Genomic DNA, 14,344 nt, shown 5'->3' with positions numbered 1-14,344 from the left:
TCACAATTAACCCTCACTTTTAGGAGCATCATCTAATGGGACTCCCCTGGTATCGCGTTCATACAGTTGTGATCAATGATCCCGGACGACTGATTGCGGTTCACTTAATGCACACTGCGCTGACGGCGGGTTGGGCTGGCTCGATGGTTTTATATGAACTGTCTCAGTTTAATCCCGGTGATGCGGCGCTCAATCCCATGTGGCGACAGGGAATGTATGTCATGCCGTTTATGGCTCGTCTGGGCGTGGTCAACTCCTGGCAAGGCTGGAATGTGATGGGCGAAGCGGTCAAAGATCATGGGATCTGGACATTTGAAACCGTCGCGGTTACTCACATTGTCTTGTCTGGCTTGCTGTTTCTTGCGGCCTGCTGGCACTGGGTTTACTGGGATCTTGATCTATTCAAAGACGAAAGAACAGGCGAACCGTTTCTCGATCTGCCGCGGGTGTTTGGCATCCACTTATTAGCCGCAGGATTGCTTTGTTTTGGGTTTGGGGCATTCCATCTGACGGGCGTGTTTGGGCCGGGAATGTGGGTGTCTGATGCCTATGGGCTAACGGGTCACATTCAGCCTGTCAGACCTGAGTGGGGGCCGGATGGCTTCAATCCGTTTAACCCTGGGGGAGTCGTGGCCCATCACATTGCCGCAGGTATTACTGGAATCATTGGTGGATTGTTTCACATTAGCGTTCGTCCGGCTGAAAATCTCTATCGATCGCTGCGGATGGGCAATATCGAAACCGTGTTAGCAAGTGCGTTAGCAACTTTCTTCGTCGCAGCATTCACCGTCGCAGGAACAATGTGGTATGGCAGCGCAACCACTCCGATTGAATTGTTTGGCCCAACTCGGTATCAATGGGATAGCCACTACTTTCAACAGGAAATCGATCGCCGCGTCCAATCAAGTCTCGCGAATGGAAAAACCCTCTCTCAAGCCTGGTCAACCGTTCCCGAAAAGTTAGCGTTCTACGACTATGTGGGCAACAGTCCTGCCAAGGGGGGCTTGTTTAGAGTTGGGCCGATGACCAAAGGCGACGGCGTTGCGCTCAATTGGGAAGGACACCCTGTTTTCAAGGATGAGGCAGGACGAGAACTCTCAGTACGCCGGATGCCTAACTTCTTTGAAAACTTCCCCGTTGTGTTGACCGATGCGGATGGTGTGGTGAGAGCCGACATTCCCTTCCGGCGCGCCGAAGCAAAATATAGCTTTGAGCAAACAGGCGTAACCGTTAGTTTTTATGGCGGCAGTCTCGACGGACAGACCTTGAGCGACTCTCCCTTGGTCAAAAAATACGCCCGTCAGTCACAACTCGGAGAACCGTTTGAATTCGATCGCCAAACCTATCGTTCAGATGGCATTTTCCGCACCAGTCCCCGCGCCTGGTTTGCCTTTTCTCACACCGTTTGGGGCTTGCTGTGGTTCTTTGGGCATCTGTGGCATGGAACGCGCACCCTCTTCCGCGATGTGTTTGCAGGCATCGACCCAGATTTGGATGAAGAACAAGTCGAGTTTGGAGTCTTTCAAAAGGTGGGCGATCGTCGCACTCGTCGCAGCGTCCCCGCTTAGAATCAATCCAGAAGGCTGAACGATCGAGGCGAGTCTTCATGATTCACCGCCCACTCAACCGAAGTCCGTCCGCTTCGCCGTTTAGCGCTTCAAGCTGCCAACTCTAGAGACTTTAGCATCGCGCTGACACCACAAAAACGATCATTGAGATCCCTAATTTCTCAGAGAGGTTGGGGATCTGTGATCACTAAAACCAATACAACGCATCGCTGTTCAGAATTGAGTTTTCTCTATTTGTGAAAATGAAGAAATGTAGATAAACATAAACTTCTCATACACATTATGAATTACCGGACGAATTTGAAGATAATACCAACATCACAGAAGTTAGCTTTCGTTATTATATAAGTTTCTGAATTCAAAACTGACACTTACAAGCAGCAGGAGTGATTGCTCATGAGAATTCTGCTGGTAGAAGACGACGAATGCATCGCACAAACGCTTGAAACACTATTAATCAAAGAAAATTACGCGGTTGATATCGCGGTCAATGGTGAAGCAGGCTGGCGATATATCGAAACCTTTGCCTACGATTTGATTTTGCTCGATGTCGTCTTGCCCAAGCTCGATGGCATTACGCTTTGTCGCAAAGTCCGATCGCACCATTACCAAACGCCCGTCCTGTTAATCACGGCTCAAAACTCGCCCACAGAGCGAATTACCGGGCTAGATGCGGGGGCGGATGACTATATGACCAAGCCCTTTGATTTTCCAGAATTGTTGGCGCGAATTCGTGTCCTTCTGCGGCGGGGCAGTACGGCAATTTTGACCATTTTAGAGTGGGAAGATCTGCGTCTCGATCCGGCAGCTTGTAAAGTCAACTACGACGATCGACCGCTTCATCTTACGCCCAAAGAATACCGACTTTTAGAACTGTTTTTGCGAAATCCTCATCAAGTTTTTAGTCGCGGTCGCATTCTCGAACATCTGTGGGGCTGTGAAGAAAATCCTGGCGAAGATACGGTCACGGCACACATTAAAGGACTGCGACAAAAACTCAAACAAGTTGGCGCACCCACCGATCTGATCGAAACCGTTTACGGCATTGGCTACCGACTCAAACAGCTTGCCGTTCCCAAAGCTTCGCTCTCTAATTCGGCGGCCAAAGTGGGACAAGACAGCGCGATCGAGCTAGAACAACCCTTCCTTGATTTAGACCAGCGCAAACAAAAAACCAAAGCCGCTTTGAGAAAACTATGGGAAAAGTTTAAAGCTCAAAATCACGATCGCCTCACCACACTAGAACAGGCGATCGCTGCCCTACAAAACAACGCCCTCGATTCTGAACTGCGCCATCAGGCTCGATTGGCTGCCCACAAGTTAGCGGGGTCGCTGGGCGTATTTGATTTGCACAAAGGGTCACGATTAGCCTTAGCGGTCGAGCAATCCCTCAAACCTGACAGCACCTCAGAGCTACAGCGCCTCGTCAACCTGGTCGAAAATTTGGGCAAAGAAGTCCGACGCGGGTCACCTGACATTTTAGAACCTGTTTCGCAGCAGGGCTGTCCGCTGTTGGTGATTGATCAAGATGCCGAGTTGGTCGATCGTCTGCTCGAAACGGGCTGTTCTCAATCGCTACAGATTGCCAGAATGGCCGAAGACAGCGACCTGAGTTTGGATGCGCTGGTGTTGGATTTTTCGTTAGCAGACTGCTCAGATGATCGTCTGGCTCACCTTGTCGAATTGACGCAATCGATTCCCTTTGCGCCCGTGATGATCTTTACTGATCGCGACAGCCTTGACCTGCGAGTTCAACTGGCTCGATCGGGGATTCATGCCGTCTTTCCCAAGCTTCCTCCAGCGCAAATATTGGAGCTAGTAGGACGAGTGCGATCGCAGCGAGAAGCCGACTCGACACAAGTGCTGATGGTCGATGACGATCCCCAAGTTTTGGCCCTGATGCGAACGCTGCTAGAACCCTGGGGACTGCGATTAACCACGCTAGAAGACGCGCCCCAATTCTGGAATACGCTGCAAACCTGTGTGCCCGATCTGCTGATTCTTGACGTGTCCATGCCGCACTTTAACGGGATCGAATTGTGTCAGGTCGTCCGCAACGCGCCCCAGTGGAGTAAGCTTCCTGTTCTCTTTCTCACCGCCCACACCGACGCAACAACCCTACACCGAGCGCTGATGGCCGGAGCCAACGATCTGATCAGCAAATCGATCGCCGAAACTGAATTAGTGCAGCGTATCTTGAGTCAACTGGAGCGATCGAGAATGCTACAAAGTGTAGGAAGTTAAACCAGAAATCTTGGCTGGAAGTCCCCCAGAATTAGCAGCTTGGGGGGCAGAAGCTTGACAGCGAAACAAAGGAGCTTCATCAACTCACATTAAAAACGTTTTAGACTGCTTTTCTATTTTGTATTGCTATGTCTGACTCCACCCAGCCGAAACTCTCCCAGGGTCAACAGGATGCCTTTCCGTTGCTCCTGCATCGAATGACTAATCGAATTCGGCAATCGCTGGAACTGTCAGAAATTTTGGCCGCAACCGTCGCAGAAGTTCGGTCATTTTTGCAAACCGATCGCGTCAAGGTTTACCGATTTGATCACGATGGCAGTGGTGAAGTGGTGGCAGAATCGATTCACGATCGCCGCTTGCCGTCTCTGATCGGTCACAGTTTCCCCGCCGGAGATATTCCAGAAGTGGCGCGGGAGTTGTTTTTGAGCGCTCGACAACGATCGATCGTCGATGTAGAAACTCAGCAGCTTGGGGCCAGTTCTCTCGCAGAAGAGGGCGATCTGTGGGCAGATATTCGCTTTCGTCCGGTTGATCCCTGTCATGCAGACTACCTGACGGCAATGGGCGTGCGATCGTCGCTGGTGGTTCCGATCGTCGCACATGACCAGCTTTGGGGACTGTTGGTATCTCATCATTGCCAACCGCGTCGGGTGACCGAGCAAGAATTACAGGTGGTGCAACTGGTCGCCGATCAGGTGTCGATCGCCATTGCTCAATCGAATATTCTCCACGAAGCTCGCCTCAGAGCCGCCCAAGAAGCCACGCTCAATCAGGTCGTCTCGCTCTTACATTCTCTGCCCGAAATGCAGATCCAGGAAGCGATCGAGGCGATCATCTCAGCGTTGAATGGATCGGGCGGCAGACTCTTGATTGCCCCTCAAGCGGATGATCAGTCCCCTCAGATTTTGGGCTATGGTGACCAGCCGATCGGCGACATTGAGCAGCATCCCAACTGGCAACCCTGGCTAAACCGTCAGAAAAAACAGGACGTTTGGGCACTTTCTGATCTCCAGCAATCCAGTTTGCCGAGTGAAATTGCGGCCTCTTTTTTAGACGCTCAGGTGCGCGGCGTGTTGATGGTGCGACTTCACTATCGTCAGCAAACCTTGGGATATCTCAGCATTTTTAGACGAGCGATCGACCTTGAGCGAATCTGGGCCGGCGAAGTCGATCAGTCTGATCCGCGTCAGCGCTTACCCCGTCTCTCGTTTGACACCTGGTACGAACTTAAGCAAGGACAATCGAACCCCTGGACAGCGGCCAATCTTCAACTGATGCAGGCATTGGGCAAGCACTTTTCGGTCGCCATTCATCAACACAGACTCTACCAGCGAGTACGGGCGCTCAACGCAAATCTCAAGCAAGATATTCAGATGCGGAAACAGGCCGAGATCAAAATTTCTGCCCTGAATGCACAGCTAGAACAACGAGTCAGAGAACGCACCGATGAACTGCAAAAAACCAACGCAGAACTCCTAAAGCAAATCGCCCAAAGAGAACGAGTCCTCCGCGAACAGCAACAGGCCGAAGCCTCTCTCGCCCGTCTCAGCCACCAAAACGAATTAATTCTCAACTCAGCCGGAGACGGCATTTACGGACTCGACGCAGAAGGAAAAATCACCTTTGCCAATCCTGCTGCCGCCCGAATACTGCACTGCGAAGTGAGAGAATTTATTGGGCAATGGATGCACTCTTATCTCAACTACGCCAAACCAGACGGCACGCCCTACTCACTGGCAGAGAGCCTGATCGAGTCCACGTTGCGCGACGGAACGGTGCAATCTCAAACAGGTGACTTATTTCAGCGCCAGGATGGATCGAGCTTTCCGGTGGAGTATGTCAGCAGTCCGATTCGAGAGCAGCAGACGATCGTGGGAGCCGTCGTGGTCTTCAAAGATATCACTGAGCGACAGATCATCGAACAGATGAAAGATGAATTTGTATCCATTGTTAGTCATGAATTACGCACACCTTTGACATCGATCCGCAGTACGCTGGGACTCGTCGCAAGTGGATGGCTCGATAGTCACCCCGAAAAAAGTCGGCGAATGCTAGAAATCGCCTTTTCTAATACCAATCGTCTCGTTCGATTAATCAATGATATTTTAGATATTGAACGCATTAAATTCGGCAAAATCACGATGGAGAAAAAGTCATGCAACGCGGCTGACTTGATGACTCAATCTGCCGACGCAATGCGGGCCATGGCCGAAAAAGCCGGAATCAAGCTCTATGTCACCCCGATCGCGGTGGATCTCTGGGCAGATCCCGATCGCATCATTCAAACCTTGACCAATTTACTCAACAACGCCCTCAAATTTTCTCCCACTCGCTCTACCGTCTGGCTGACCGCAGAAACTCAAGCCTCATCTCATATTCTGTTTTGTGTCAAAGATCAAGGGAGCGGCATTCCAGAGGATAAATTAGAAGCGATCTTCGATCGATTTCAGCAAGTCGATGCTTCCAATTCTCGCAGTCAAGGTGGAAGCGGTCTGGGATTAACCATTTGTCGAGAAATCGTCCAGCAGCACGACGGCAAAATCTGGGTCGAGAGCCAGCTTGGAGTCGGCAGTGCGTTTTACTTTACGTTACCCCTCATCCCCCATTCTCCCCATGAATAAGCGCATTCTGATCATTGACGACGAAGCGGACATTCGGGAAGCCACCCAGCTTTGTTTAGAGATTGCCAAGGGGTGGGAAGTGTTGACGGCCAGTTCGGGTCGAGAGGGGCTAGAGAAGGCGAGAACTGAGTTACCCGATGCTGTTCTTTTGGATGTGATGATGCCGGATATCGATGGGCTGCAAACCTTCGAGCGATTACAGTCCAATCCGATTACTCAAAATATTCCCGTCATTTTCTTGACCGCAAAAGCCCAAACCGTCGATCGTCGTCAATTTACCCAACTGGCGATCGCGGCCGTCATTACCAAGCCCTACGATCCCCTGACGCTAGGCGATCAAATTGCCGAAATTTTGAGCATTCATCAATAAAATGCCATTAATTCGATCAACGCTGGCGAATACTGTTAGCTTCGCAAGTGCCTTCGGCAACGCGCCTAAAAGAACGAATGCCTTCGCAGACTAGATCCATTCAGGGGTTTGTGAATCCGCGAAGGTGGATCTCATTCTCGTAGCTGCGGTTTTAACCGCCAGGCTGACACAAACTAGAAAATCATCTCAGGCGTAAACTTATTTGAAGACTCTTCACGCTTTCATCAGTTCTTCATTTTTTTCTCCTACGCTTCGGAAGTACGTAATCAGTGTGTTGGTGACAGGTGAAAGCGCAGAAATAATGAGCGATCGCTTCGCCAGTTGCCAGCCACATTAGACACTAGAAGAACTTTGAATACTCAGTTTTGTAAGCAAGGAGTTGTGTAATCCATGCTGACACAATTTGGTCGGGCAATTAGCGGCGGGCGCAACTCCCTGGAAACCGCCCACATCCGCGATCGTCTTGACCAACTTCCAGAAAATAAATCCTCGATTCCCCAACAGAACCAAATCTCCTGGGAGCGTTTCTGTCAATGGGTTACGAGTACTGATAATCGGATTTATATTGGCTGGTTTGGGGTCATTCTCATTCCCGTCATGTGTACCGCAGCGATTACTTTTTTGATTGCGCTGGTCGTTGCTCCACCTGTTGACGCAGATGGTTTGGGAATGATGATCTCTGGATCACTATTGAGTGGTAATAATATTATTACTGCAACGGTGGTTCCGACATCGGCAGCGATCGGGCTGCATTTCTATCCGATTTGGGAGGCGAATTCCATTAGTGAGTGGCTTGCTAATGGCGGCCCTTATCAACTGATCGTTCTTCATTTTATAATCGGGATTATCTGTTACCAGGATCGCGAGTGGGAACTTAGTTATCGCTTGGGGATGCGTCCGTGGATCTCTTTGGCGTTCACGGCTCCAGTTGCGGCGACGGTCTCAGTACTGTTGATTTATCCGATCGGTCAGGGTAGTTTTTCGTCAGGGATGCCGTTGGGAATATCGGGCACATTTAACTTTATGCTGTTATTCCAGGCGGATCACAACATTCTCATGAGTCCGTTTCATCAACTGGGCGTAATTGGAGTGTTTGGCGGGGCGCTGCTTTGTTCGGTGCATGGCTCATTGGTGACTTCGACCGTCGTGCGAAAAACGCACGAAAATGAGTCGATTAATGCGGGATATCGGCTGGGTCAGAGAGAACCAACCTATCGATTTGAAGCGGCCCAGACCTATCAGCAGCGTTTACTGTTCAAGGGGTTCTATTTTCCTAACTCGCGATCGGTGCATGTCGTTTTGGCGGCCGTTCCGGTTGCAGGAATCTGGTCAGCAGCGTTGGGCGTGGATGTTTCTGCGTTTAACTTTCACAAGCTAAATTTTGATCCACCTGCGATCATTCAGAGCCAAGGGGCGGTGATTCCAACCTGGTCAGATGTTGTTCATCAAGCTGATCTCGGAATTGCGGCCCTCGATGAACAAATGGTTCAATTTTTTCCGGTTGATTTAAGTTCAGAGTTAAGTTCAGACTCAAGTACAGATTGGGTTGTGGATGAGTAGATTTCTATTCACAGGGGACTAAACTTTCAATACTGAAGCATGAACAATAAGTAGATTCAAAATTCTACAAGTTGTATTCATTCTTCTGTATTCGATCGATCTTTTCAGCAATCACTGACTTTCAGTAAAACGAATCTCTTTTTGGTTGCCAGTCCCCAATTCCAACTGTTTTCCATCTAGCAAAAGGAGAACCAAATGACTAGTAGTCCTCCAGAGCAACGGCAAGTTAGAGTGGTAACTGATCAAGACCCGGTGCCCACCTCATTTGAGAAATGGTCACAGCCGGGACACTTCGATCGCTCTCTATCGCGAGGAGCCAAGACCACCACCTGGATCTGGAATCTTCACGCCAATGCCCACGATTTTGACAGTCATACCAGTGACTTAGAAGATGTGTCGCGCAAGATTTTTTCGGCTCACTTTGGGCATCTTGCGATCATCTTTATCTGGTTAAGCGGGATGTATTTTCACGGGGCCCGCTTCTCAAATTACACCGATTGGATGGCTAACCCCACGCGGATTAAACCAAGCGCCCAGGTGGTTTGGGATATCTTTGGACAGGATATTCTCAACGGCGATGTCGGCGGCGGGTTTCGCGGCATTCAAATCACGTCTGGGCTGTTTCAATGGTGGAGAGCAGCCGGGATTACGAATGAATTTCAGCTTTATTGCACGGCGATCGGTGCCCTCGTGATGGCGGGTCTGATGTTGTTTGCAGGCTGGTTTCACTATCACAAACGCGCCCCCAAGCTGGAATGGTTCCAAAACGTTGAGGCGATGTTAAATCATCACTTGGCGGGACTGTTGGGATTAGGCTGTCTGGGCTGGGCGGGTCACCAAATTCATGTCGCCTTGCCGATCAACAAACTGTTGGATGCAGGCGTTCCGCCTGAGCAAATTCCATTGCCTCATGAGTTCATTTTGAATTCTCAAGTGATGGCAGATGTATTCCCTAGTTTTGCCCAGGGGTTAACGCCGTTCTTTACGCTCAACTGGGGCGTTTATTCTGACTTTCTCACCTTCAATGGGGGAGTCAATCCCGTCACGGGTGGGTTGTGGCTAACCGATACCGCCCATCATCATTTAGCCTTAGCCGTTCTCTTTATCATTGCGGGTCATATGTACCGCACCAATTGGGGCATTGGTCACAGCCTCAAAGTCATGCTGGATGATGCCAGAACGCCTAACATGCTGCCCTTTTTGAGCTTTATTGGCCCGGTCGGTCACAAAGGACTGTTTGAAGTGCTCACAACCTCCTGGCACGCTCAGTTAGCTATCAATCTGGCCATGATGGGATCGTTAAGTATCATCGTGGCGCACCACATGTATGCAATGCCGCCCTATCCCTATCTAGCAACAGATTATGGAACGGTCGTGTCACTGTTTACCCATCACGTTTGGATTGGCGGATTTCTAATTGTGGGAGCGGCAGCCCATGCAGCCATTTTCATGGTCAGAGACTACGATCCGGCGATGAATAATAACAATGTGCTCGATCGCGTGATTCGTCACCGAGATGCCATTATTTCTCATCTGGTTTGGGTCTGTCAGTTTTTGGGCTTCCACAGCTTTGCGATGTATTGTCACAACGATACGATGCGGGCATTTGGGCGACCTCAAGACATGTTCTCTGATACCGGAATTCAGCTTCAGCCTGTCTTTGCTCAGTGGATTCAGCACATTCACACGATGGCGATCGGTAATCCTGTTCTGAATGCGGCTCAACCGATGGGCAATGTGTTTGGCGGGGTTCACAACATTGTTCTTTCAGGCATTGGCGCAACCGCACCCGGACTGCATGAACCCGTCAGCTATGCGTTTGGCGGCGGTTTGGTGGCCGTGGGCGGCAAGGTGGCAATGATGCCGATTCAACTCGGAACGGCTGACTTTCTGATTCATCACATCCATGCGTTTACCATTCACGTCACAGTGCTGGTTTTACTCAAAGGCGTGTTGTTTGCCAGAGGGTCTCGATTGGTACCAGACAAAGCAAATCTGGGTTTCCGCTTCCCGTGTGATGGGCCCGGAAGAGGCGGCACCTGTCAAGTATCGGGCTGGGATCACATCTATCTCGGCTTGTTCTGGATGTACAACTCCCTGTCAATGGTGATTTTCCACTTTTTCTGGAAGATGCAATCGGACGTATGGGGGACGGTCAGCCCCGATGGGACAGTCACGCACATTACAGGCGGCAACTGGGCTGCTTCGTCAATCACCAACAACGGATGGCTACGAGACTTCCTTTGGGCCCAGGCCAGCCAGGTGATTTCCTCTTATGGCTCTGCGCTGTCTGCTTACGGCCTAATGTTTCTCGCAGGTCACTTTGTCTTCGGCTTCAGTCTGATGTTCCTCTTTAGCGGTCGCGGCTACTGGCAAGAATTGATCGAGTCGATCGTCTGGGCCCACAACAAGCTCAGAATCTCACCCAGCATCCAACCTCGCGCTTTGAGCATCATTCACGGTCGGGCAGTCGGTGTTGCCCAATATCTACTCGGCGGCATCGTCACGACCTGGGCGTTCTTCTTAGCAAGAATGGCAGCGCTTGGATGAGGAAAGCGGTTGCCTTCGGCACGCTTCGCGAGAGGGATGAGTCTGGCTGGCGAGTGCTGAAACTACTTCAATTTGAGTGAGTTTTTTCGCTTCGTTGTTCACCGCTTCTGCCCCCCAACCCCCCATTCTGGGGGACTTAAGACAAGAATTCTAGTTCAAAGTCCCTCACTTGTGGGGGATTTAGGGGGCTTCCAAGATCTCTAACCGCAGCGGATTCCCTTCTGTGGAACACCCCTCACCCCTCACTCCTCACCTCCATTAAAGTTAACCACTACAACGCAATAGCTAACTATGGCGACTAAATTCCCAAAATTTAGCAAAGACCTCGCTCAAGATCCCACGACTCGGCGGATCTTCTACGCGATCGCCACGGCCCACGATTTTGAAAGTCACGATGGCATGACGGAAGAAAATCTTTATCAAAGGATTTTTGCGTCTCACTTTGGTCATCTGTCGATCATCTTTTTGTGGATCTCTGGCATTCTGTTTCACGTAGCGTGGCAAGGCAATTTTGAACAGTGGATTCAAGACCCGATTAACAATCGTCCCATTGCTCACGCAATCTGGGATGCTCAGTTTGGGCCAGCCGCGATCGAGGCTTACACGCAGGCTGGAGCGCTCAACCCGGTTGATATTTGCTATTCGGGGGTCTATCACTGGTGGTATACGATCGGAATGCGAACCAACAATGATCTCTTTGCGGGCGCGCTATTCCTGATTCTATTAGCGGCAGTATTTCTCTATGCAGGCTGGTTACATTTGCAGCCGCGATTTCGGCCTAGTTTATCCTGGTTCAAAAATGCAGAGTCTCGGCTCAATCACCACCTGGCAGGATTGTTTGGTTTCAGCTCTCTCGCGTGGGCGGGTCATCTGATTCACGTTGCCATTCCGGAGTCTCGCGGTCAGCATGTCGGCTGGGATAACTTCTTGTCAGTGCGTCCCCATCCGGCTGGCTTGATGCCCTTCTTTACAGGCAATTGGAGCGTCTATGCCCAAAACCCTGACACCGCCAAGCATCTGTTTGCCACGTCTGAGGGCGCAGGAACCGCCATTCTCACCTTTTTGGGCGGCTTTCATCCCCAAACCCAATCGCTGTGGATGACGGATATGGCGCATCACCATCTGGCGATCGCTGTTCTGTTAATCGTCGCGGGACATATGTATCGCACCAACTTCGGGATTGGTCACAGTATTAAGGAAATGACCAACGCCAAGACATTCTTTGGAACGAAAGTGGAAGGCCCTTTCAACCTGCCGCACCAGGGATTGTATGACGTGATGAACAACTCTCTGCACTTCCAACTAGCGTTTGCTTTAGCAGCCCTGGGAGTCGCCAGTTCACTCACAGCGCAGCATATGTACTCGATGCCGCCCTATGCCTTTATTGCCAAGGATTTTACGACTCAGGCAGCACTGTATACTCATCACCAATACATTGCTGGATTTTTGATGGTGGGTGCCTTTGCTCACGGGGCGATCTTTCTAGTTCGGGACTATGTGCCAGAGGCGAATAAAGGCAATGTGCTGGAACGCATTCTGCAACACAAAGAAGCGATCATTTCTCACCTGAGTTGGGTGTCAATGTTCCTGGGTTTCCACACCTTGGCATTGTATGTTCACAACGATGTTGAGGTCGCCTTTGGCAGTCCTGAAAAGCAAATTTTGGTCGAGCCAGTGTTTGCCCAATTCATTCAGGCGGCTCACGGGAAGGCGCTTTACGGCATCGATACGCTCTTGTCTAACTCAGACAGTGTGGCGGCGACCGCCTGGCCCAACTACGCGAATGTGTGGCTTCCGGGCTGGCTAGAAGCGGTCAACAATGGAACAAACTCACTGTTTTTAACCATTGGGCCCGGTGATTTTCTAGTTCATCACGGGATTGCGCTCGGTCTGCATGTCACGACATTGATTTTAGTCAAAGGCGCACTTGATGCCCGTGGCTCTAAGCTAATGCCCGACAAGAAAGATTTTGGCTACGCCTTCCCCTGCGATGGGCCCGGAAGAGGCGGCACCTGCGATATTTCTGCCTGGGATAGCTTCTATCTGGCGACATTCTGGATGTTGAATACGCTGGGTTGGGTGACGTTTTACTGGCACTGGAAGCATCTCGCCATCTGGTCAGGAAACGTGGCGCAGTTTAACGAAAGTTCGACTTACTTAATGGGCTGGTTCCGCGATTATCTCTGGCAATATTCTGCCCCACTAATCAACGGCTATAACCCGTATGGAACTAGTAATCTAGCGGTTTGGGCCTGGATGTTCCTCTTCGGACATTTAGCCTGGGCTGTCAGCTTTATGTTCTTGATCGCATGGCGAGGCTACTGGCAAGAGCTAATCGAAACCCTGATGTGGGCCCACGAAAACACGCCTCTATCGTTTGGCTACCCCAAAGACAAGCCCGTTGCGTTGTCGATCGTCCAGGGTCGCTTGGTCGGCTTAACTCACTTTACGGTCGGCTACATTGCCACTTATGGAGCCTTTCTAATAGGCGCAACGGCTGGCAAGTTTAACTGACGAGAGGGGTGAGGGGGAAAGATGAGAGACATTAGACATTGAACTTTGGACGAAAGAACATTTTTAGTCCTCAGTCACACCTCACACCTCACTCCTCACTCCTCACTTCTCCAAAAAAGCTTGAGGCAACTCTCCTCTCGTCTCAGGAGTCCTGATCATGGGCTATCACGATCGGGACTTTTCCTATCAATCGCTCAACAAGGTGAAAGGATATGACATCGACTCAGGAAACTACGTTGTCTTCTCCCTATGAGAATGACCCGATCAAGCCCTACAAAGGCGATCCCTGGTTGGCAAATTTATCGACTCCGATTAACGACTCGCCGATCGTCAATGCTTTTATTCGCAATCTTCCCGCCTATCGTCCGGGGCTTACGCCTTTTATGCGCGGACTAGAAATTGGCATGGCGCACGGCTACTTTTTGGTCGGCCCAGAAGTCGTCGTCGGGCCGCTGCGAGAAACGGCTCACGGGGCCAATTTAAGTGGTTTAATTACCGCTATTTACATCACGGTTTCAGCCTGTTTGGGCATCTCAATTTTTGCGTCGGCAACCTTTCAAGGTGATCCCAAAGGCACCTACAATTCGCACTCCAAAGATGACCTAAGACCGCTGCGTAAAAAAGAAGACTGGTTTCAAATTGGCGGCGGAATTTTGCTCGGTGCAACAGGTGGCGCATTATTCGCGTACGCCCTACTCGAAAACTTTGACGACCTCGACGCTATCTTACGCGGCAAAGTCAATGTAGGAATGGCCTTGAGCCAATGGTTTGGTTAACGTAACTTCGATAAAATTCTCCGCTGAACTCGCGATCGAAATGCTTATCCAAAAGTCCCCAGAATTGGCAGTTTGGGGGGCAGAAGATCCCAATAACGAAGCGGAAAATCTTCATCGAATAGACGTTTGATTAGCAACTTT

At 50.5% G+C, this 14,344-nt stretch carries 8 protein-coding genes; all 8 read left to right on the top strand.

Annotation, left to right across the window (positions count from 1 at the left end):
- Positions 1 to 35: 35 nt before the first annotated feature.
- The 8 genes from psbB to ACKFKH_RS14165 all read left to right on the top strand — a co-directional run bounded on the left by psbB (position 36) and on the right by ACKFKH_RS14165 (position 14,203).
- Positions 36 to 1,568: a photosystem II chlorophyll-binding protein CP47 gene (psbB, locus tag ACKFKH_RS14200; RefSeq protein WP_446858965.1), complete on the top strand. Its 1,533-nt coding sequence runs from the start codon at positions 36 to 38 to the stop codon at positions 1,566 to 1,568.
- A 396-nt stretch (positions 1,569 to 1,964) separates the two neighbouring features.
- The gene (locus ACKFKH_RS14195) at positions 1,965 to 3,812 is read left to right on the top strand and encodes a response regulator (RefSeq protein WP_446858964.1); all 1,848 of its coding nucleotides are present in this window, start codon (positions 1,965 to 1,967) and stop codon (positions 3,810 to 3,812) included.
- A gap of 128 nt (positions 3,813 to 3,940) precedes the next feature.
- A complete protein-coding gene (locus tag ACKFKH_RS14190; RefSeq protein WP_446858963.1) occupies positions 3,941 to 6,433 on the top strand; it encodes an ATP-binding protein in 2,493 nt (830 codons plus the stop codon).
- Positions 6,426 to 6,803 carry a response regulator gene (locus ACKFKH_RS14185; protein ID WP_446858962.1) on the top strand — a complete coding sequence of 126 codons (378 nt, stop codon included), beginning with the start codon at positions 6,426 to 6,428 and terminating at the stop codon, positions 6,801 to 6,803. The genes ACKFKH_RS14190 and ACKFKH_RS14185 overlap by 8 nt, the downstream gene beginning before the upstream one ends.
- 390 nt (positions 6,804 to 7,193) lie before the next feature.
- Positions 7,194 to 8,363 carry a photosystem II q(b) protein gene (locus ACKFKH_RS14180; RefSeq protein WP_446858961.1) on the top strand — a complete coding sequence of 390 codons (1,170 nt, stop codon included), beginning with the start codon at positions 7,194 to 7,196 and terminating at the stop codon, positions 8,361 to 8,363.
- 195 nt (positions 8,364 to 8,558) lie between these two features.
- Positions 8,559 to 10,913, top strand: coding sequence for a photosystem I core protein PsaA (psaA, locus tag ACKFKH_RS14175; protein ID WP_446858960.1), 2,355 nt, complete (start codon positions 8,559 to 8,561; stop codon positions 10,911 to 10,913).
- Between the two features lie 291 nt (positions 10,914 to 11,204).
- Positions 11,205 to 13,427 (top strand): photosystem I core protein PsaB, encoded by a 2,223-nt coding sequence (gene psaB, locus ACKFKH_RS14170; RefSeq protein WP_446858959.1) that lies wholly within the window; start codon positions 11,205 to 11,207, stop codon positions 13,425 to 13,427.
- A gap of 212 nt (positions 13,428 to 13,639) precedes the next feature.
- Positions 13,640 to 14,203, top strand: coding sequence for a photosystem I reaction center subunit XI (locus ACKFKH_RS14165; RefSeq protein ID WP_446858958.1), 564 nt, complete (start codon positions 13,640 to 13,642; stop codon positions 14,201 to 14,203).
- Positions 14,204 to 14,344 lie beyond the last annotated feature (141 nt).

The sequence above is a fragment of the Phormidesmis sp. 146-20 genome, from assembly GCF_052939475.1.
The sequence above is the reverse complement of the archived record's forward strand: the minus strand, read 5'-3'. Positions and strand labels throughout refer to the sequence as shown.

Bases quoted from the DNA above. Each gene is read 5' to 3' on its own strand.
- psbB (WP_446858965.1), top strand. From the start codon at position 36: ATGGGACTCCCCTGGTATCGCGTTCATACAGTTGTGATCAATGATCCC.
- ACKFKH_RS14190 (WP_446858963.1), top strand. From the start codon at position 3,941: ATGTCTGACTCCACCCAGCCGAAACTCTCCCAGGGTCAACAGGATGCC.
- ACKFKH_RS14195 (WP_446858964.1), top strand. From the start codon at position 1,965: ATGAGAATTCTGCTGGTAGAAGACGACGAATGCATCGCACAAACGCTT.
- ACKFKH_RS14180 (WP_446858961.1), top strand. From the start codon at position 7,194: ATGCTGACACAATTTGGTCGGGCAATTAGCGGCGGGCGCAACTCCCTG.
- ACKFKH_RS14165 (WP_446858958.1), top strand. From the start codon at position 13,640: ATGACATCGACTCAGGAAACTACGTTGTCTTCTCCCTATGAGAATGAC.
- psaB (WP_446858959.1), top strand. From the start codon at position 11,205: ATGGCGACTAAATTCCCAAAATTTAGCAAAGACCTCGCTCAAGATCCC.
- ACKFKH_RS14185 (WP_446858962.1), top strand. From the start codon at position 6,426: ATGAATAAGCGCATTCTGATCATTGACGACGAAGCGGACATTCGGGAA.
- psaA (WP_446858960.1), top strand. From the start codon at position 8,559: ATGACTAGTAGTCCTCCAGAGCAACGGCAAGTTAGAGTGGTAACTGAT.